Annotated in this window: 18 protein-coding genes; 10 read left to right on the forward strand and 8 right to left on the reverse strand. The window is 66.5% G+C overall.

Going from position 1 to position 18497, the window contains the following annotated elements:
• Window positions 1-14 precede the first annotated feature (14 nt).
• From AC1DDG_RS16255 to AC1DDG_RS16275, 5 genes are all read right to left on the reverse strand, one after another.
• Window positions 15-170 carry a hypothetical protein gene (locus AC1DDG_RS16255; RefSeq protein ID WP_230117246.1) on the reverse strand — a complete coding sequence of 52 codons (156 nt, stop codon included), beginning with the start codon at window positions 168-170 and terminating at the stop codon, window positions 15-17.
• A gap of 120 nt (window positions 171-290) precedes the next feature.
• Window positions 291-1367 (reverse strand): GTP 3',8-cyclase MoaA, encoded by a 1077-nt coding sequence (moaA, locus tag AC1DDG_RS16260; RefSeq protein WP_476876834.1) that lies wholly within the window; start codon window positions 1365-1367, stop codon window positions 291-293.
• Window positions 1368-1503: 136 nt separating this feature from the next.
• Complete coding sequence (locus AC1DDG_RS16265) at window positions 1504-4212, reverse strand: ATP-dependent RNA helicase (protein WP_476876835.1); 2709 nt, start codon at window positions 4210-4212, stop codon at window positions 1504-1506.
• A 49-nt stretch (window positions 4213-4261) separates the two neighbouring features.
• A complete protein-coding gene (locus tag AC1DDG_RS16270; RefSeq protein WP_476876836.1) occupies window positions 4262-5467 on the reverse strand; it encodes a macrolide family glycosyltransferase in 1206 nt (401 codons plus the stop codon).
• Window positions 5468-5508: 41 nt separating this feature from the next.
• The gene (locus AC1DDG_RS16275; RefSeq protein WP_230117250.1) at window positions 5509-5889 is read right to left on the reverse strand and encodes a VOC family protein; all 381 of its coding nucleotides are present in this window, start codon (window positions 5887-5889) and stop codon (window positions 5509-5511) included.
• A gap of 318 nt (window positions 5890-6207) precedes the next feature.
• Here AC1DDG_RS16275 and AC1DDG_RS16280 point away from each other — a divergent pair, with 318 nt between their 5' ends.
• From AC1DDG_RS16280 to AC1DDG_RS16315, 8 genes are all read left to right on the forward strand, one after another.
• Window positions 6208-7203, forward strand: coding sequence for a LacI family DNA-binding transcriptional regulator (locus AC1DDG_RS16280; RefSeq protein WP_476876837.1), 996 nt, complete (start codon window positions 6208-6210; stop codon window positions 7201-7203).
• Window positions 7200-8180: a 2-hydroxyacid dehydrogenase gene (locus AC1DDG_RS16285; protein WP_230117252.1), complete on the forward strand. Its 981-nt coding sequence runs from the start codon at window positions 7200-7202 to the stop codon at window positions 8178-8180. The genes AC1DDG_RS16280 and AC1DDG_RS16285 overlap by 4 nt, the downstream gene beginning before the upstream one ends.
• Window positions 8177-9394 (forward strand): D-mannonate dehydratase ManD, encoded by a 1218-nt coding sequence (gene manD, locus AC1DDG_RS16290; RefSeq protein WP_476876838.1) that lies wholly within the window; start codon window positions 8177-8179, stop codon window positions 9392-9394. Before AC1DDG_RS16285 ends, manD begins: the two co-directional genes overlap by 4 nt.
• A 2-nt stretch (window positions 9395-9396) precedes the next feature.
• Window positions 9397-10914 (forward strand): mannitol dehydrogenase family protein, encoded by a 1518-nt coding sequence (locus AC1DDG_RS16295; protein ID WP_476876839.1) that lies wholly within the window; start codon window positions 9397-9399, stop codon window positions 10912-10914.
• On the forward strand, window positions 10911-11963 hold the full coding sequence (locus AC1DDG_RS16300; protein ID WP_476876840.1) for an alcohol dehydrogenase catalytic domain-containing protein: 1053 nt from the start codon (window positions 10911-10913) through the stop codon (window positions 11961-11963). Before AC1DDG_RS16295 ends, AC1DDG_RS16300 begins: the two co-directional genes overlap by 4 nt.
• Before the next feature lie 100 nt (window positions 11964-12063).
• A complete protein-coding gene (locus AC1DDG_RS16305; protein ID WP_230117256.1) occupies window positions 12064-13452 on the forward strand; it encodes an MFS transporter in 1389 nt (462 codons plus the stop codon).
• Window positions 13453-13548: 96 nt separating this feature from the next.
• Window positions 13549-14235, forward strand: coding sequence for a bifunctional 4-hydroxy-2-oxoglutarate aldolase/2-dehydro-3-deoxy-phosphogluconate aldolase (locus AC1DDG_RS16310; protein WP_476876841.1), 687 nt, complete (start codon window positions 13549-13551; stop codon window positions 14233-14235).
• Window positions 14232-15188 (forward strand): sugar kinase, encoded by a 957-nt coding sequence (locus AC1DDG_RS16315; protein ID WP_476876842.1) that lies wholly within the window; start codon window positions 14232-14234, stop codon window positions 15186-15188. The genes AC1DDG_RS16310 and AC1DDG_RS16315 overlap by 4 nt, the downstream gene beginning before the upstream one ends.
• A gap of 18 nt (window positions 15189-15206) precedes the next feature.
• Here the strand turns inward: AC1DDG_RS16315 and AC1DDG_RS16320 are convergent, their stop codons facing one another.
• Window positions 15207-15935 (reverse strand): hypothetical protein, encoded by a 729-nt coding sequence (locus tag AC1DDG_RS16320; RefSeq protein ID WP_476876843.1) that lies wholly within the window; start codon window positions 15933-15935, stop codon window positions 15207-15209.
• Window positions 15936-16147: 212 nt separating this feature from the next.
• On the opposite strand from AC1DDG_RS16320, the gene AC1DDG_RS16325 reads away from it, so the two are divergent.
• The gene (locus AC1DDG_RS16325; RefSeq protein WP_476876844.1) at window positions 16148-16735 is read left to right on the forward strand and encodes a hypothetical protein; all 588 of its coding nucleotides are present in this window, start codon (window positions 16148-16150) and stop codon (window positions 16733-16735) included.
• A 146-nt stretch (window positions 16736-16881) separates the two neighbouring features.
• A complete protein-coding gene (locus AC1DDG_RS16330; RefSeq protein ID WP_476876845.1) occupies window positions 16882-17373 on the forward strand; it encodes a hypothetical protein in 492 nt (163 codons plus the stop codon).
• Here AC1DDG_RS16330 and AC1DDG_RS16335 read toward each other — a convergent pair.
• Both AC1DDG_RS16335 and AC1DDG_RS16340 read right to left on the reverse strand, forming a co-directional pair.
• Window positions 17353-17724 (reverse strand): VOC family protein, encoded by a 372-nt coding sequence (locus tag AC1DDG_RS16335; protein ID WP_476876846.1) that lies wholly within the window; start codon window positions 17722-17724, stop codon window positions 17353-17355. The two genes, AC1DDG_RS16330 and AC1DDG_RS16335, sit on opposite strands and share 21 nt — an antisense overlap.
• A gap of 103 nt (window positions 17725-17827) precedes the next feature.
• Window positions 17828-18259: a YybH family protein gene (locus tag AC1DDG_RS16340; RefSeq protein ID WP_476876847.1), complete on the reverse strand. Its 432-nt coding sequence runs from the start codon at window positions 18257-18259 to the stop codon at window positions 17828-17830.
• Window positions 18260-18497 lie beyond the last annotated feature (238 nt).

Here is an 18497-nt window from a genome sequence, read left to right on the forward strand (position 1 = left end):
GGCTTCCGCCGGCGTCAGGAAGCGACGTCGTCGTGCCACCATCCTTCCCAGGCGGTGGACGTCAGTTGGCCGCGGGGGAAATCACTGCTGGCCTTGCCGCCACCGGAAGAGGAATCGTCGTCGTTCCGGCGGGAATCGAGAAAGAGCGTCAGGCTGCTCCAAAGCAACATAGTTGTGTCCTTTCATACGTCGCTGAGACCACGGTGTCCCAACACGCATCAGCGTAGCTGCGCAATGTTTCGTGGCTACGACACCACGTTTCCGGGTTGTATCCGGAATCTATCGGGGCGTTATCCGCCGATGTACGACATCTCAATCTTGTGGGCCGCCACAGTAGCTTCGGGGGTGACAGTGCCTTCGCGAGTGACAGTGCCTTCGGGGGTGTCCGCGCTGCGCAGCGCCGAGTAACGGTCCGCACGGCCGCCCCACAGCGCCGACAGCGCCCCGGACAGCTCGGCGTCGGAGGCTCCTGCGCGCAGGAGTGCCCGCAGGTCGGTGCCGGCGGTGGCAAACAGGCAGGTGAACAGCTTGCCGTCGGCGGAGAGCCGGGCACGCGTACAGCCGCGGCAAAAGGCCTGCGTCACACTGGAGATGACGCCGATCTCGCCGCTGCCGTCCCGGTAACGCCACCGCTCCGACGTCTCACCTGGATAGTTCGGCGCCGCGGGGTCCAGCGGGAAGACCGCGCCGATGCGGGCCAGGACCTCGGCGGAGGGCACCACCTCATCCATTTTCCAGCCGTTGGAGGCGCCCACGTCCATGTACTCAATGAACCGCAGGATGAGCCCGGTCCCCTTGAAATGGCTGGCCATCGCAACGATGTCCTGGTCATTCTTCCCCCGCTTCACTACCATGTTGATTTTCACCGGGCCAAGTCCTGCCGCCTGTGCGACTTCCACCGCGTGCAGGACCTTCGCCACGGGATAGCCGACGTCGTTCATGGACTGGAACGTCTCCTCCCGGACGGAGTCCAGGGACACCGTCACCCGTTTCAAGCCGGCGTCCTTGAGGATCTGCGCCTTCTGGGCCAGAACCGTGCCGTTGGTCGTCATGGCCAGGTCCGGCACCCGCCCGTCGGGCGTGCGCAACCGGGCCAGCATCCGGACCAGCCCTTCAATGTCCTTCCGCAACAGGGGCTCCCCGCCGGTCAACCGGATCTTCACCACCCCGTGTGCGACGGCGATCGACGCCAGCCGGGTGATTTCCTCAAACGTCAGCAGCTGCTCCCTGGGCATAAAAACATAATCCCTGCCGAAAATTTCCCTGGGCATGCAGTAGACGCAACGGAAATTGCACCGGTCCGTGACGGAGATCCGCAGGTCCCGCAGGGGCCGGTGGAAGGTGTCCGTGATGGAATTGGCGTCCATTCAGCGCCCTTTCAAAGCGGCGGAAGCCACCGCCTGTGTATCCCAGCGTATGCCCGGCCCGGGGTCCCCACAATGGCCGTTCCGGCGAACGTCCCGGCGAATCCCCCGGGCCGGCTTGCCCCGCCGCGGGCCGCCGTCAGCTCCTGCCTTTGGTCCTTGCCGTCGCCGGCGCTGTCCACGGGTCCTCCGGCCAGGGATGCTTCGGATAGCGGCCCCGCATCTCCGACCGGACCTGGGCGTAGGGCCCGGACCAGAAGGAGGCCAGGTCATCCGTCACAGCCAACGGGCGCCTGGCCGGCGACAGCAGGTGAAACAGCACCGGAACCCTCCCGCCGGCCAGCCGCGGCGTCTGATCCCAGCCGAAGCATTCCTGGAGCTTGACCGCCACCACCGGCCGGCCGCCGTCGTCGCCCACCTCCGGGTAGTCGATTTTCACCCGCGAACCGCTGGGCACTTCGAGCGTCTCAGGCGCCAGTTCGGCCAGCCTGGCAGCGTCGGGCCAGGGCAGCAGGCGCCGCAGCGGATCGGCCAGGTCGATCCGGTTCGTCGAGGCTCCGCCGGCCAGGGCCTCCAGCTCGGGCCGGAGCCAGGTGTCCAGCCCGGCCAGCAAAGCCTGCTCGGAGACGTCCGGCCAGGGGGCGCCCAGTTCCCGGTGCAGCAGGGCGAGGCGTCGGCGCAGGGTGTCAGCCGCCGTCGACCATCCGATGGTGCCGAGGCCCTCCTGCCCCAGGGCGCGGGCAACCGCGGTGCGCCCCTCCTCCGCTGACGGCCGCACCGGCGTGGAGGAAAGCACGATCGCACCCAGCCGGCGTTCCCGCCGGGCAGTGACCTTGCCCTGGCTGAACTGTGCCTCCACGTTTTCGCTGAGGAGGTGCAGGGCGGCGGCCTCGGCGGTGTCGGCCGTGAGCGGCGCCGCGGAGCGGATGACGGCGCCGGTCCCCGCCGCGTCGCGCCCGTCAGCGCGGGACACCTCGGCGACGGCCAGCCACTCATGCCCGGTCAGGGGGCTGCCGGCCGGCAGCCCAGCCCTCGTCCCGGACGTCAGCAGGTAGCGCTCCGGCCCCGTGCCGGGGACGCGGCGCGCCACACGGTCCGGGAACGCGAGGGCGACGACGAAACCGACGGCCTCCGCAGCGGTTGCGGGTGCGGGCAGTGATGGGGGCACGACGCCGGCCGTCTCCTGGCGTGCGATTGCCTCCATCCGCCGGACGTCCTCAGCCCACCGCCGCGCCGCCGCGTCGCTGCCGGTCCGCAGCATGGCCAGGAGGCGGTGGAGGTCCGCGCCTGGGGCACGCTGCTCCCCGGAAACGACGGCGACGGCCTCCGCCGCCGTACGGTGGCCCACGGCGGCGGCGCCGTCGAGCAGGGCACGTGCCAGCCGAGGGTCGGCGGGGATCCCGGCCAGGATCTTGCCCAGCCCGGTGGCGTGGCCGTCCTGTTCCACTGCGCCGAGTTCCCGCAGCACCTCGACGGCCTCGTCCATGGCAGCCCGGGGCGGGGCGTCCGGCAGGGCCAGCCCGCGGCCGCCGGGGGAACCCCAGCACGCCAGGATCAGGGCGGCACCCGTCAGGTCCGCCGCAGCGATCTCCGGGGTGCGGTGGGCCGGCGCGGCGCCGTAGGTCTTCTGGTCGTAGCACCGGACCACCCGCCCGGGTCCCTGGCGGGCCGCCCGCCCGGCGCGCTGGTCTGCGGATGCGCGGGAACAGGACACGGTCACCAGTCCTGACATGCCGCGGTTGGAGTCACGCCGGGGTTCGCGGGACAGTCCGGCATCAATGGCCAGCCGGACTCCCGGAACGGTAAGGGAAGATTCGGCGAGCGCCGTGGAGACAATGATCCGCGGAGGGCCACCCGGTTCCCGTCCGGAGACGGCGCGGTCCTGCTCGGCCGCACTGGCCCGGCCGTGAAGTTCCAGCACCTCAGCGGCCACCCTGCCGCGCAGCCGGGCAGCAACGTAGGACACCTCCCATGCACCGGGGAGGAACACCAGGGCGTCAGTGCCCGGGTCGGCTGCGAGCGCTTCGGCATGCGACGCCGCGGATATGTCCGCCACGTGGTCCAGGAAGGCGCGCGCCACTCCCCTCGTGTCCAACCGCGGCACAGCCGCGGGTGCCCAGTCCACGCTGAGGGGGTACAGCGCGGACGGACAGTCGACGACGGGAGCCGGGCCGCCGCCGTCGGGCTCCCCCGTCGGGGAGGCGCCGACCTGTGCGGAACCGCCTGCCGGGGACCCGATCAGGGCGGCGAACCGCGGCGCGTCCAGGGTGGCGGACATGGCCACCAGCGGAAGGTCGCCGCGCAGCTGGCGGACCTCGCTGAGCATGCCGAGCAGGAGGTCGGTTTCCAGGCCGCGTTCATGGACCTCATCGAGGATCACGGCGTCCGTTCCCTCCAGCCCCGGGTCTGTGAGCAGGCGCCGCAACAGGATTCCCGGGGTGACAAACTCGATCAGGGTCCCGGGTCCCGTCTGGCGCTCGCCGCGGACGGTGTAGCCGACCCGGTCGCCGAGCCGGCTGCCGTCCAGGGCGGCAAGGCGCCGTGCCGCCGAGCGTGCCGCGACGCGCCGTGGCTGGGTGACGACGACACGCGGGACCTTCGCACCAGCAATCCCGTTCGCCCGCGAGGGACGGCCGGCCGCGAGGTTGGCCAGCAGCGGCGGAACCAGCGTGGTTTTGCCTGTGCCGGGCGGCGCCTGAACCACCGCGGTTCCTGCTGCACCTCCCGCACGCAGGGCACCGGCCAACTCCCCGAGCGAGTCCGCAAAGGCCAGACCGGCCCCGATGGAGCCCAGGTCGAAGACCCCGTGGGCGAGCGCAGGATCCAAGGGGAAGGGCGGAGAAGTCATCCGTCCATTGTGCCCACAAACCCTGCCCTCGGCGCTGTTCCGGATACCGCTACGTATTGCGTCCAATCCGGTCCCGCAGGTGGGATTCGATTGCGGTGACGGCGGAGGAGGCGCCTCCCGCGTTACGGACGGTCGAGCTCATTGCCGCCACATTCCGGCGGATCTCGCTGCTGGCGCTGACCTCTGACACCGCGCTGAGAAGCGTCGCCGGAGCGAGGTCCTCGGCTGCCAGCCGCCGGCCCAGGCCAAGTTCCTCAAGCCTGCGGGCTGTGGCTTCCTGCTCAGGCTGTTGCGGGACGGCCACCATGGGGACGCCGAAATAGAGTGCTTCCATGGTCGAATTCATTCCCGCGTGGGTGAGGAAAACATCCGCCTGGCGCAGGACCAGGAGCTGCGGAAAGAACGGCCGTAGCCGGACGTTGGGGGGAACCGTTCCCAGCGAGGCGGGGTCAGTCTGCTCTCCGATGGCCATCGACACATCCCAGTCGGTGTGGCCGAAGGCGTCCAGACACGACCGGAAGAAGTCGGGCCGCCGGTTCAAGGGGGTGGTTCCCAACGAAATGAACAACACGGGATTCGTTCCGTCGCGGGACCATTCACCCTCCGCATCGCGTCCGCTCACGCTGGGGCCCACGAACGTGAACCGTTCATCAAATGTCTCCGCCATGGGCTGGAACTCGCGGGGGATGAAAACGATGTTGAACGGCGCCGGCGGGCCGTCGAACATGCGGGGAGTTGAGACTCCCTGTTCCGCGGCGAATTCCGCCATAGCGCGGCCCATCGCCTTCCAGACTTCTGCCATCTCGGGAGACGGTGCGGCAGGCATCAGAGTCCTGAAGGAGAAATGCTCATTCGTGGCGTATGTGGGCATCATGGCGACGGCCGGTACGCCTAGTTTTTCAGCCGCCATGACGCCGCTGATCGTCATGGCGTCAAAGCAGACTGCGTCAGGCTTGTCCTCCCTCAACTCGCTCACCAGCACCGGAAAGCTGGTCCGCACGTCCTCGAAAACCCGCTTCATCATCGGGAGCATGAGCTGCATACGGTCCGGCTGTCCCGGACCGGGAACCGGCAGCGACCCGAACCAGTCTTCCCCCGAGGCACGGAAAGTCGCCCCCGCTTCCGTGATCTGCCGGCCGAAGCTGGCAGAGGTGAAATACGTGACGCGGTGCCCGCGGGCCACCAGCTCAGAAACGATGGGAAGGGTCGGCTTTACGTGTCCGGCTGCCGGAATAGATATGAACGACAAATGCATGACAGTCATTCCTCACTTCGCCCTGCGCGGACGAAGTGGGGCTACAGCCGCTGGAACAAATTGAGGAAGTTGCCCTCGCTGTCTAGGAACCAGGCAGCTTTGCCCGCAGTGGTGGTGGCGATGCCGTTCTCGGTCTTCAGTCCCGGGAAATCGTAGTCCTCGAAGGTAACCCCGCGGGCGCGCAGATCGTCAACGTCCTTCTCGATGTTGTCGCTGCCCCACCCCATTTGCGTGTTCTTCGCGGTGCCCGCGTTGTCAGTCATATATAGCAGGAAGGACGTTCCGTTCCCGCAGCGGTAGATCAGGTTCTCATCGTCAAGCACTTCCGAGGGCTCGAGTCCAAGCACATCCCGGTAAAAACCTTGCGCCCTGGCAAGGTCCTTCGCGGGAAGGACAGCGATGATGTCACGTTCCTTGAGCATGATGAATTCTCCTTTTTACACAGGTCCCCGGGGAGCAGTCCGCGCTGCCCGGGAAGCGCGGCGACATGCGGACGCGCGCCAAGAAAGGTCCTGATGCGCACCATGCTAGGCCTCGGGCGCTGAGAGTCAATGGCTCGCAGAAACGTCGCCCGTTGCGCGTCGTCCACGCCGATGCCCGGGCCTGGCACCGCCCGTTTCCGGCCCCTCAGCGGTGGCCGGCGCCCATTGTGGTGCACGTCATGGAAAACGCTTGACAAACTTGTACAACTCTTTCCATACTGGAGAAGCAAGAGTTTCAATGAAGCAACTGGAGGATTGATGTCGGCAAAACTCACGGACGTCGCAAAGCTGGCGGGAGTCTCGCTGGCCACAGCGTCACGGGCGTTCGGTGACCCGAGCCGGCTTGCTGCCGAGACACGCCAAAAGGTGGTGGATGCCGCCGTTCAACTCGGGTACGACGTGCCGGGACTCACCGGCGCCCGGACCTTCGGCGTGATTGTTCCGGACATTTCCAACGCAGTGTTCGCAGCGCTGATCAAGTCCATACAGGACCAGGCCTGGCACGGCCGGCACCGCATGATACTGGCCGACACCGCCGAGTCCTCGGCCCGGGAGCGTGAGCACCTCGGGTCGTTCGCCGCCGGCGTGGACGGCATCATCCTCTGCTCGCCCAGGCTTCCCTCGGACCAGATCCACCAACTGGCCGGCAACGCACCCCTCGTGGTGATCAACGGTGAAGCGGACCACGCGGCACGGGTGCTCATGGAAGCCGGCGAAGGCCTCCGCCAGGCAGTGGAGCACCTTTATGCGCTGGGGCACCGCAAGATCGCCTACATTCCCGGTCCCGCATCCTCCTGGGCGAACGGACAGCGCATGGCGGCCATCACACGCCTCTGCACCGAGTGGGGCGTCGAGCTGGTCACTGTGGGCAACCAGAACGCCACGGTCGACGGCGGCCTGGCCGCCGCCGCTTCGGTCGTCGCCAGCAGCGCCACCGCCGTCATTGCCTACAACGACCTCGTTGCTATCGGCATGCTCGCCGGCGCCCGCACGCTCGGCTACCACTGCCCCGAAGACATCAGCGTGGTGGGCATCGATGACCTCGACATTGCCGCCGCCGCCGAACCCGGCCTGACATCTGTCCGCGTTCCCATTTACCGCAGCGGTTCCCTCGCACTCGAACTCCTCCTCGAACAGATTGCCGGGAAGCCGACGGCCACCGAGGCGGTCCACCTCAATTCACAGCTCATCGTTCGCGGCTCCACCTTCGCTGCACGCACCGCAGACCACGCGCTCCAAGGAAAACAATCATGAGAATCGTCATCGCCGACCCCAACCTGATGCCCCAGAGGGCCACCTTTGAGGCCGCGCTGCCGCAAGGCACAGTCACGTCCTGGCACGATAGCTGGAATGAACACGCCGTCCTGACCGACCTGAAAGACGCGGACGTTTACGTCGGACCCAAGTTCACCGAGGCCATGGGCGCCGAGGCCCGCAACCTTCGCCTGGTTCACGTCGCCGGCGCTGGATACGACGGCATCGACGCAGATGCACTGCCCGCCGGCGTGGTCTGCGCCAACACGTTCCACCATGAAGGCTCCATCGCCGAGCACATCGCCGCCGTCCTGGTAGCCCTCCGCCGGAACCTTCTCGGCCAGGACGCTGCTCTCCGTTCCGGACTCTGGGCCTCCTCGGTCTACTCACCGGACATCCGGCAGCCAGAGACGCTGCGGGGCGCGGTGGTGACCTTTCTGGGATTCGGCCACATCGGCAGTGCCGCCTGGAACCTCCTCCGGGCCTTCGGCGCCGAAGGTATTGCGATCACCCGAAGCGGTTCGGTGAACGCGCAGGAAGACTCCCTGCGGTGGGCAGGCAACACAGACCGCCTCAACGAAGCACTCAGCGAGTCCGACATTCTCGTCGTCAGCATCCCGCTGACCGCCGAAACGACCTCTCTGATCGGCGCCGCCGAGCTCGATGAACTCGGCCCGGACGGGCAGCTCGTCAATGTCGCACGCGGCCCCGTGGTCGACGAAACCGCGCTCTACGATGCCCTGAAGGACCGGCGGATCGCGGGAGCCGCCGTCGACGTCTGGTACCAATACCCGGACACCGACGGGCGCGGCGAACCCTCCGCCATGCCGTTCAGCCGTCTCGACAACATCATCATGACGCCGCACGCCTCCGGCGTCACAGCGGAAACCTTCCGCGGCCGTGCCCGTGAGATCGCCGACAACATCACCCGCCTGTCCCTGAACCAGCCACTGAAGAATGTAGTGATTTCCCGATGACCCGAAAAATCGTCGACGTCGACGTCCTTGTCACCAGTCCCAGCCGCAACTTCGTCACCCTGAAAATCACCACCGACGATGGCATCGTCGGCTGGGGTGACGCCACCCTCAACGGCCGCGAGCTCTCCGTGGCCAGCTACCTCCGCGACCATCTCGCCCCCGCACTCCTCGGCAGGGATGCCGACCGCATCGAAGACACGTGGCAGTACTTTTACCGTGGCGCTTACTGGCGGCGCGGGCCGGTGACGATGGCCGCCATCGGCGCCATCGACCTGGCCCTGTGGGACATCAAGGGCAAAGCCCTGGATGTCCCGGTCTACCAACTGCTCGGCGGTGCCGCCCGCGACAAGATCCTCACCTACACGCACGCAACCGGCTGGGACCTTCCCGAGCTCCTCGACTCCGTGGAGCAGCGCCGCGAACAGGGCTTCCGGGCAGTCCGCGCCCAGTCCGGTGTTCCGGGCCTGGACAAGGTGTACGGCGTCACCAAGGGTGCTGCCAGCTATGAACCGGCCGGCCGCGGCGCCGGACCGGTTGAGGAAGACTGGGACACCTCCGCCTACCTGCGCCACGCGCCCAAGATCCTCGGCGCGGTGCGCGAGCACGTTGGCCCGGAACTGAAGCTGCTCCACGATGTCCACCACCGGCTCAACCCCACCGAGGCGGCCCGCCTGGCCAGGTCGCTGGAAGATGTGGACCTGTTCTGGCTCGAGGACGTGACCCCGGCCGAAAACCAGCGCCTGCTCCGGACCCTGCGCCAGCAGACCACCATCCCGCTCGCCATCGGCGAGGTGTTCAACACTGTCTGGGACTGTGAACAGCTCATCACCGAACGGCTCATCGACTTCATCCGCACCGCCGTCGTCCACGCCGGAGGCATCTCCCACGTCCGCAAGATCCTCGCCCTGGCGGAGGTCTACCAGATCAAGGGTGCCCCGCATGGTCCCTCGGATGTCTCTCCGATCAACCTTTCGGCTTCGCTGCACCTGGGCCTGGCCACCAGCAACTTCGCGATCCAGGAATACATGGGCTACGACCCCCTGGTCTCGGAAGTATTCCGGTCCAGCTTCCGCTTCGAGGACGGCTACCTCCATCCCGGCGAGGAACCCGGCCTGGGGGTTCACGTGGACGAAGAAGCCGCGGCGCGCTTCCCGTACAAACAGGCGTATCTGCCCATCGCCCGGGAACTCGACGGCTCCATGAAGGACTGGTAACCGTGGCTTCCTCGTCAACGCCCCCGATGTCCGCCAAAACGCCCGGCATTCTGCGGCGTGCTGCCACTCCCGCACCCGGGATCGTGCACCTGGGGCTCGGCAACTTCCACCGTGCCCACCAGGCCGTATACACCGACGCAGCCATCACCTCGAGAGGAGGCGACTGGGGCATCATCGGCGTCTCCAGCCGTTCCTCCGCCATACCGGACGCCATGCACGCCCAGGACATGCTCTACACAGTGGTGGAGATCTCGCCCGAAGGCTCCACGTTCAGCGTCCCACGGGTCCACACGGACGCGTTCGTCGCAGCCCGCAACCCGGACCGTGTCATCGCCGCCATCGGGGACGCCGCCACCCGCATCGTTTCACTGACCGTGACGGAAAACGGCTACAACTACACTCCCGCCACCGGGTCGCTTAACCTGCAGGACCCGGCCGTTCAGCATGACCTCGCCAACTGCATCTCTCCGGGGACGCCCATCGGCCAGATCGTCCGCGGGCTGCAGCGCCGCGCCCGCACACACGCCGAGCCTGTCACCGTCCTCAGCTGCGACAACCTTGCCGACAACGGCCACCATACGCAGCGTCTCGTCCGCGAATTCGCGTCCATGCTGCCTGCGGCGGAGGCCGCCGAAACCCTCGCCTGGATCGACTCCCACGTCAGCTTCCCGTCATCCATGGTGGACAGGATCGTGCCGGCCACCACCGATCAGTACCGCAGGCTCGTGGCCGAACAGCGCGGCTACGCCGACCTCATCCCGGTCCCGGCCGAGCCCTTCACCATGTGGATCGTGGAGGACAACTTCATCGCCGGCCGTCCCGCCTGGGAAGCGGGCGGCGCCGTCTTCTCCAGCGATGTGGCCAGCTACGAACAGCTCAAGGTCCGACTGCTGAATGGCACCCATTCCCTCATCGCGTACCTCGGTGCCCTGTCCGGTGCCGCCACCATTCCGGAGTCCGTCACTCAAACCCACATTGAACTGGCCGCCCGTTCCGTTCTCAAAAACGAATACCTCCCCAGCGTTTCAGTACCGGCCGGGGTGGACGTAGATGCCTACGAGGAACAGCTGTTCTCCCGCTGGCGGAACACGGCCCTGGGCCACCGCACCAGCCAGGTGGGCTCCGACGGATCCGTCAAGCTCCGCCAGCGGATCCCGCTCCCGGCACTGCAAATGCTCGACGACGGGCATATGCCGCAACTGCTGGCACTCACCACGGCAGCCTACCTGTCATGCATCGCACCGCTGGGCGGCTTCAACCCCGGTACGCACGCGGAAGCCATGGAGGATCCGGCACGCCCACTTCTGGCCGGACTCGCTGCCCGCTCCCGCTCCGGCCGGGAGCTCGCCGGGATGGTCCTCGGGGACCACCACCTCCTCGGGGAAGAACTGGCCCAACGTCCCGACTTCATCGAACGCACAGGTCAGCTGATCGACATCATTCACTCCTCCGGACCGCTCGCCGCCATTGCCGACGCCAGCGATCCGTCCCCCCACGCAGCCATCGGGAGCACCCAATGACCACCCAGACCCTCAACACCAGCCACGACGCCGGCTTGCCTGCCGGCACCGAAGCAGCTGTGCTGCACGGAGCCCGCGACCTGCGGATCGAGCACAGACCCCTGAAGGCGCTCGGCGCCAACGACGTCCTGGTCGAGATGCGCTCCGGCGGCATCTGCGGCTCAGACATGCACTATTACGCCGACGGGCGCAACGGCACGAATGAACTCCGCCAGCCGACGGTGCTGGGTCATGAAGGCGCAGGCGTAGTCATCGCGGCGGGAACGGCCGCAAGCATCGCCGCGGGCACCGCCGTCGTCATTGAACCGGCCCTTCCCTGCCGGACGTGTCCCACCTGTCTCTCGGGCCGGTACAACCTCTGCCCGGCCGGCACGTGCTTCGGCTCGCCGCCCACGGACGGGCTCTTTGCCCGCCACGTGGTTGTGCCCGAAGCCGCCCTGCACGAACTGCCCGGCTCCATCCCCGCAGAAATCGGGGCCGCCATCGAGCCGCTGGCCGTTGCCGTGTGGGCGGTCCAGCGTGCCCAGGTTCAAGCCGGCCACCGGGTGCTGATCACGGGAGCCGGTCCCATCGGGCTGCTAGTTGCCCAGGTCGCGGCGGCCAGAGGCGCTTCGGAGATCGTGGTGACGGACGTCAACGGCGACCGACTGGCCGCAGCCGCGAAGTTCGGGGCCACGCGCACGGTGAACACCGTGGCAACCCCACTGGACCTGAAAGGCATGGACCGACTGATCGAGTGCTCCGGCAACGCCCACGCCCTTCACGACGGCATCCTGACCCTGGCGCCGGCAGCCCGGGCCACAGTCGTCGGACAGGCCCGCCCCACGGTGGACGGCATACCGCTCGGGTTCCTCCAGCGCTACGAAATCGATCTGGTGACTGCCTTCCGCTACGCCAACGCTTTCCCGGCCGCGATCGCGCTCGCCTCCGCCGGCACGGTGGACCTCCGGTCCATCATCACGGGCAAATATCCCCTCGCGGCGGCAGCAGAAGCCCTGACGGCCCCGGTCACCGACCCCACCAACCTCAAAATCATCATCACCTACTGAGCTCACAGCACGAGTCCCGCTGGTTGAGCCTGTCGAAACCAAGAAACCGGATCTCGCCAGGCTCGATCACCGCAGGACATCCATTCAAAGGAGTATGGAAATGACCACAGGAAATCCCCAACCCTCTGCAATCGATCAGAGGAAGGTGCGCAAGGCGGCTCTGGCAGGCCTGATCGGCACCACCCTTGAGCTCTACGACTTCGTCATCTACGGCACGGCCTCAGCGCTGGTCTTCAGCAAGCTGTTCTTCCCGAACATTTCGCCCGCGGCCGCCCTGCTCGCCAGCTTCAGCACGTTCGCCGTCGGCTTCCTGTTCCGGCCGCTCGGCGGGATCTTCTTCTCCCACTTCGGAGACCGGCTGGGCCGCAAATGGATTCTTGTGGTCACCCTGCTGCTGATGGGCGGAGCAACCCTGGTGATCGGCCTTCTGCCGACCTTCGAGCAGGTTGGCATCCTCGCACCCATCCTGCTGTGCGTCTGCCGCGCAGCCCAAGGCTTCGGGGCAGGCGCGGAGCAGTCCGGCGGTGCCACACTGCTGACCGAATCAGCAACAGCGGGAACCCGTGGAAAGCTCGCCTCCCTCATCATGGTCGGCGCTGCCGCCGGCACAGCGTTGGGCGCCCTTGTCTGGATCGCAGCCCAGGCGCTGGCCCCCAACGACATGATGACGTGGGGATGGCGTCTCGTCTTCCTTTCGAGCATCTTCGTGACCATCGCAGCCCTCGTCATCCGGCGCAAGCTGGACGAATCCCCTGTCTTCAAGGAAATCAAGCAGCAGCAGACAGAACCGCCCGCACCACTCAAGGAGGTCATGAAGAACGGCAAGGCGAACGTCCTGCGCGTCATTCTCATGAACTTCGGCGTCAGCACCCAGTCGTACACGATCCAGGTCTTCATGGCGTCCTACCTGATCACCGTGGTGGGAACGGATCCCAAATTCATCCCACAGGTCCTCCTCATCGGGTCACTCTGCGGAGGCTGCGCCGCCGTGGCCTTCGGCATGCTTTCCGACAAGATCGGGCGCCGCCGCGTGGTTTCCATCATCACCGGGGCGCTCATCCTCTTCCCGGCCCCGGCCTTTATGCTTCTCACCACCGGCTCGCCGGTCGCGATCATGCTGGTGATGATCATCGGCTTCATGCTGGCCTGCCAGGGAGTGGTGGGCGTGCACATGAGCTACTTCCCGGAGATCTTCGGCAGCCGCTACCGCTACGCAGGCGTCACGCTGGGTCGTGAGTTCTCGTCGATCATCGGCGGCGGCATCGCCCCCATGGTCTGCGCCGGCCTCCTCGCGGTCTTCAGCAACTCATGGGTTCCGGTGGCCATCTACATGTCCCTGGTCATGGCGGTCAGCTTTATTGCCACCAGGCTCTCCCCCGAGACCCTCAACCGCGACCTGACGGACCCCAACGACGCCGGCCGTGACGGCCTCGCCGCCCCGGCGACCGCCGTCGTGGCTGACTTAGCCGTCACCCGGACCGCCAAGTAGCACCACGGCAAATCCCGACGGCGGCACCAGCCGCCGTCGGGCAGGCCTTCAGCCCGCCACTGCAAAAGTCAGCCGACCACAGCAAAAGGAATTCCCATGCAGCGCCCCGACGATCAAGGCATCCTCACCCGCCCGGCCCCGTCCACCATCCTCAGCGACACCCGTGTGGTGGCCGTACTGCGGGCCCGTCACGCCTCCGATTACGCCCCTGTCATCGAGGCGCTGCAGCGTGGCGGCGTCCTCAGCATCGAGCTGACGCTGAGCACCCCGGGAGTATGGGCTGAACTTCCCCGCCTTCAGGAGCGTTTCGGCGAAAGGTTGGAGATCGGTGTGGGGACAGTGACCGAAGAAACGGACGCAGAAACGGCCCTCGACCTGGGCGCCGCCTACATCGTCACGCCAGTCACCGATCCCGATGTCATCGCAGCATGCGTCCGACGCGGTGTCCCCGTGTATCCCGGAGGCCTGACTCCGACGGAACTGCAGGCCGGCTGGAAGCTGGGCGCCACCGCCGTCAAGGTCTTCCCTGCCTCCACGGTAGGCGCCGGCTACGTCTCCCAACTGCGCGGGCCATTCCCCGATATCCAGGTGATTCCCTCCGGCGGCGTGAATATCGAGGACGTTCCGGGGTGGATCAAGGCAGGAGCCCTCGCCGTCAGCCTCGGCGGCCCCCTCCTCGGAGACGCCTTCCAGGGAGGGGACCTCAAGGAGCTCACAGCTAGGGCGCGGCGCGTGCGTGACCTCGTCGCGCAGACCGCAGAGCTGATGGGTGTGAACCCATGAGCGCCATCCCGGCACCGTACGTGCTCACCTTCGGCGAAACGATGGCCCTGATGCGCGCCGAGCAGGTCGGCCCGCTGGCCCACGCGTCAACCATGAGCCTGGGCATCGGAGGCTCTGAATCCAACGTGGCGATCGGTCTTCAACGCCTCGGCGTACAGAGTGTGTGGTGCGGACGCGTGGGGGCGGACTCGCTCGGCCAGCTCGTTGAGCGCGAAATCCGCGCGGAAGGCGTCGACGTCCGCGTCGCCGTCGATCCTTCCGCCCCTACGGGCCTGATGATCAAGGAACGCCGAACCCCCGCCACACAGCGCGTAACTTACTACCGCGTCGGCAGCGCCGGATCCCGGATCACGCCCGAGGACATCGACGCAGAGCTTATTTCCGAGGCCAGCCTGCTGCATGTCAGCGGAATCACGCCGGCCCTTTCCGGGCAAGCCGAAGCAACCCTCAGATACGCCATCTTGGCGGCACGCGCCGCGGGCGTGCAGGTGTCCTTTGACCTCAACTTCCGCGGCAACCTTTGGTCACCCGAAGGTGCCGGCAGCGTCTTTCGGGACATCATCCCGCTCGCAGACATCGTCTTCGCAGGAGACGACGAAGCAGCGATAGCGGTCGGCGCCGCCGAGCCGGAGGAACTGGCCCGGCGGATAGCCGCCCTCGGGCCCAGCCAGGCTGTCATCAAACTCGGTGCGGAAGGAGCCCTGGCGCTGATCAACGGCCGAGTGTACCGACAGGCGGCAGTCACCGTCGCGGTGGTGGACACCGTCGGCGCCGGCGATGCATTCGTCGCCGGCTACCTGGCCGAACTCATCGGAGACCGCGGCCCCGAGGACAGGCTTCAAACCGCAGCAGCAACCGGCGCCTTTGCCTGCCTTGTGCCCGGAGACTGGGAAGGCTTCCCGCGCCGCAGCGAACTCATGTTGCTCGACGCCAAGGAACCCGTCTCCCGCTAGCATCCCTGGCGGGCAGGACTACCGCCTGACGACGACGTCATCGATGTAGCTGTCTCCCATCTGGCGGGGATGCTCGGCTCCGAATTGAACCTTGCTCAGGCCAGTGGCACCGAAACTCACGTTCTTGGAAAACACGGAGGCGCCGTCAAACAGAATCTGGATCGAGGACTTGGCGCCGTTCGTCCTGACCTGCATCTGGACGCGGTGCCATGTGTTCAGCGGGACGATTGAGGGCTTGAGATTCGTGTACGAAAACGTCCCGTTGGGACTCGTGACCCTCAGCCACAGCTGTCCGGTGCCGTTGTCGCGGAACACATCCGCGATCCGCGTAGCCCCGGAGAAAAACCGCACATAGGGCACGTTGTTCCCCCGAAGGCCGGCCGTGGTGATGTTGACCCACGCGTCTGCGCTGGCCCTCTTGGTTCCCGAGGGCAGCGGGAAGCCGATGTTGGCCACAGATCCGATATCCGCGGTCGCGCGGAGTCTGGCCGAACACGTTCCGGAGTGGGCCTTCGGGCTGGCAACACTCACCGATCCATTGCCCGACCTCGTGGCGATGAACGGGGACAGGGTGTTGCCCTCGAAGGTGGTGGCAGTCAATATCTTGCCCGACGATGTGCTGGTGGGGGCAGCCGTTCCCGGGCGGCAGGTGGCCGCAACAGCGGCGTGTGCTGAACCGAAGATCAGGCTGCCCGACATCAGCAGCCCGAGGCTTCCGACCGCCCCCAGTTTCCGTAGATTGCTCATGGCACATCCTCACTGTGTTGATCCGGCAGTTCCACTCGGGCTAATGCTTGATCCGTGAGCTTGGAAAAACCTTGGAGTTTCCTTGGGGCGCCCCCCTCTCAGGGTCCCCCAATTCGGGGGGGTGAACACGTCAGGCAGCCCCTCCACAGGCGCATGAAAGCAGAGGATAATTGCGCCGAGAGACAGGCCAGCACGGACACCAGGGGGCCCGGATGCATACAGTCCCGCGTATCACGGTGGAGGTCCCGGTTCTCAGCATCGGCTCCGGCCCCTCCGACTATGAGCAACTGGGCAGCTACGTCGAGGGGCTGCGGAGGCAGCAGGGTCTGCACCTGACCCTGCTTCACCTCGGTGTCCTGGAGGACTTTTCCCTGGACGTCGCGGAGTGGACAAAAGACGTCACCAGTTCCGCGGACGCCAGCCGACGGACGGTTGACTGGTTGCAGGGGCTACCGACCCTGGGGGGCTTCTCCGGAAGCGCCGAACAGCTGATCGTGCTCGGCGGCGGCAGCGTGTGTGGACTTGAGGTGGACGTGCCCGAGACGGTACGTGACTATCAGGTCTCCCTCGTGCAGGCACTGCACGAACTGCTGGACGAGCTGCTCGTGGACAATGTTGATGACTTTATCCTTGGCTCACGCGCCCTTGGCTTCAGGTACCCCCGTTGGACACCCCATATTGCCGTGGGCCGCCCACGGACCCGGCGCGGCGGCTCTTGGGAAATTGCACCGCTGGCGGTCGAATTCGGCGAATCACGGATCAGGAACCGCCGGTTCCTGCCGTCCGCGCGGGCCGGATAGGGCGGCCTTCCACGGGATGCGGCCGCGACCTACGCTGGTGGTATGCCCAGACTCAGCGTCAACGGCGTGGATCTCTACTACGAGGAGCAGGGCGAGGCAGCATCGATCCGGATGCTGAGGCGTGGGCACGCGGCCTTCGGCTCAGGGTGCTGGAGCGATCGGCCGGTCAGCCCGGACTGCTCGCGGAGACGGTGTTCCGGGAGGCGCTTGGCGATGCGGCGTGGGAGTCGCTCCCGGATGAGCTCAAACAGACGGTCGCGGGAACCGGCCACGCCGTCCTGGCTGAGATCAATGGCCACGGCATGGACCTGAGTGAGGACGCACTGGAGCTGGACGAGGACGCATTGGCCGGGATCCGACGGCCCACTCTCATCCTGTCCGCCGAGGATTCGCCGGAGGCCTGCAGGTTGGTGAACGCCCGGCTGTCGGGCGCGTTACCCTTTACCCGGACGGTGCTGGTCCCCGGCGGCCGTCTCATCAACCCCGCCCATCCGGCGGTCCTGGACTTCGTGGACCGCATTGCCGCTGCGCCGACACCTGGGCCTAGCCGGGACCTTCGCTCGGCGAACCGGGCCGGACGGGAAAGTGCCCGCGGGCCTCGCCCCCTATCACTGGTCCTATCCTTGGCGGAGCCCTAAGGTGTTGCCGTCGGGATCGCGGAACCATGCACCGCGGGCGGGACCGAGCTGGGCGATGTGGCCGGTTGTGGCAAGCGGCCCTTCAGCGTAGTCCAGGAACTCGACACCCTTGGCAACCAGGTCCTGGATCACGGCCTCGATATCGTCCACTTCGAAGTGGGCAAGCGTATGCTCCGCCGTGACGGGCGGACGCCTGAACACGGAAATCTCGCTGGCGGTCCCGCAGCGGTACCGGACGGCGACGGCGGTCTCCCACAGGAATGTGAGGCCGAGGGTATCGCCATAGAACTTCTTCGCACGCTCGAGGTCCGTGACCGGGACCGTTGCTACCACCATGGTTGCCGTGATCATTCACTGCCTCCTCGTGCCGGCCCGAACCATGGGTGCGGCCGCTCTGTGTTGTGTCGAACCTGTCCGGATGCTACCCCGAATCTCGTCCTGCTCCCCAGACAATCTACGTCTGTACGATGGACTCGATCGGCTTCGGGGAAGTTATTGGATCGGCATGGCGGTGGAGAATCTTCCATTGTCCCTCTTCCAATCGGAAGATCGTCGTCACCCGAAGTGATATCGGCGACGGCTCGGCGGCTCCGCCCACCTTCGCACGCGTTCGTTCGATCTCGAGGATGTAGGCCAAGTCGGTCCCAGTATGCCCGGAGATTCGCTCGAATCGGGTGGGCTCGCCCTCCGCGAGCTGGGATGACGCCCGCTCCATGGTGTTTTCGACCTGGCTCCAGCCCCGTGCGGGCGGCCCGAGCGGATTGGCGAGCGTGACATCATCCAGCCTGGAAAACAGCTGTTTGTTCGGCGCGGGGTCTCCCCTGACGAACGCATCAAGGGCTCGATGATATTGCTCCACGAGCAGATCGAGATCGGATCCTGTCATTGGTTGCTCCAGCCTCGCTTGCGAGCGGACGCCTCCGTGTGGCTGCGGTGTTCGGCCATGGTCGCACCGTTCACCAGGGATGTCTACCGGCCGCGTTGACTCATCGAAGATGCCCGCGTAGCGGTATTCGAAGAATCATTTGAGAATGCCCGCGTAGCGGCGTGTCCGCCGGGGTGGTGTCTGCCGCGTCGGCATTGTGAGCCATGGAGCTTTCGATGAGTGAACGCAGGGCTATCAC

This window comes from Arthrobacter sp. 10L430 (assembly GCF_056395245.1).

Coding starts and splice junctions, on each gene's coding strand:
- AC1DDG_RS16310 (WP_476876841.1), top strand. CDS start 13,549: ATGCAGCGCCCCGACGATCAAGGCATCCTCACCCGCCCGGCCCCGTCC.
- AC1DDG_RS16280 (WP_476876837.1), top strand. CDS start 6,208: ATGTCGGCAAAACTCACGGACGTCGCAAAGCTGGCGGGAGTCTCGCTG.
- AC1DDG_RS16340 (WP_476876847.1), bottom strand. CDS start 18,259: ATGACAGGATCCGATCTCGATCTGCTCGTGGAGCAATATCATCGAGCC.
- AC1DDG_RS16320 (WP_476876843.1), bottom strand. CDS start 15,935: ATGAGCAATCTACGGAAACTGGGGGCGGTCGGAAGCCTCGGGCTGCTG.
- AC1DDG_RS16300 (WP_476876840.1), top strand. CDS start 10,911: ATGACCACCCAGACCCTCAACACCAGCCACGACGCCGGCTTGCCTGCC.
- manD (WP_476876838.1), top strand. CDS start 8,177: ATGACCCGAAAAATCGTCGACGTCGACGTCCTTGTCACCAGTCCCAGC.
- AC1DDG_RS16325 (WP_476876844.1), top strand. CDS start 16,148: ATGCATACAGTCCCGCGTATCACGGTGGAGGTCCCGGTTCTCAGCATC.
- AC1DDG_RS16305 (WP_230117256.1), top strand. CDS start 12,064: ATGACCACAGGAAATCCCCAACCCTCTGCAATCGATCAGAGGAAGGTG.
- AC1DDG_RS16270 (WP_476876836.1), bottom strand. CDS start 5,467: ATGCATTTGTCGTTCATATCTATTCCGGCAGCCGGACACGTAAAGCCG.
- AC1DDG_RS16255 (WP_230117246.1), bottom strand. CDS start 170: ATGTTGCTTTGGAGCAGCCTGACGCTCTTTCTCGATTCCCGCCGGAAC.
- moaA (WP_476876834.1), bottom strand. CDS start 1,367: ATGGACGCCAATTCCATCACGGACACCTTCCACCGGCCCCTGCGGGAC.
- AC1DDG_RS16265 (WP_476876835.1), bottom strand. CDS start 4,212: ATGACTTCTCCGCCCTTCCCCTTGGATCCTGCGCTCGCCCACGGGGTC.
- AC1DDG_RS16315 (WP_476876842.1), top strand. CDS start 14,232: ATGAGCGCCATCCCGGCACCGTACGTGCTCACCTTCGGCGAAACGATG.
- AC1DDG_RS16335 (WP_476876846.1), bottom strand. CDS start 17,724: ATGATCACGGCAACCATGGTGGTAGCAACGGTCCCGGTCACGGACCTC.
- AC1DDG_RS16285 (WP_230117252.1), top strand. CDS start 7,200: ATGAGAATCGTCATCGCCGACCCCAACCTGATGCCCCAGAGGGCCACC.
- AC1DDG_RS16275 (WP_230117250.1), bottom strand. CDS start 5,889: ATGCTCAAGGAACGTGACATCATCGCTGTCCTTCCCGCGAAGGACCTT.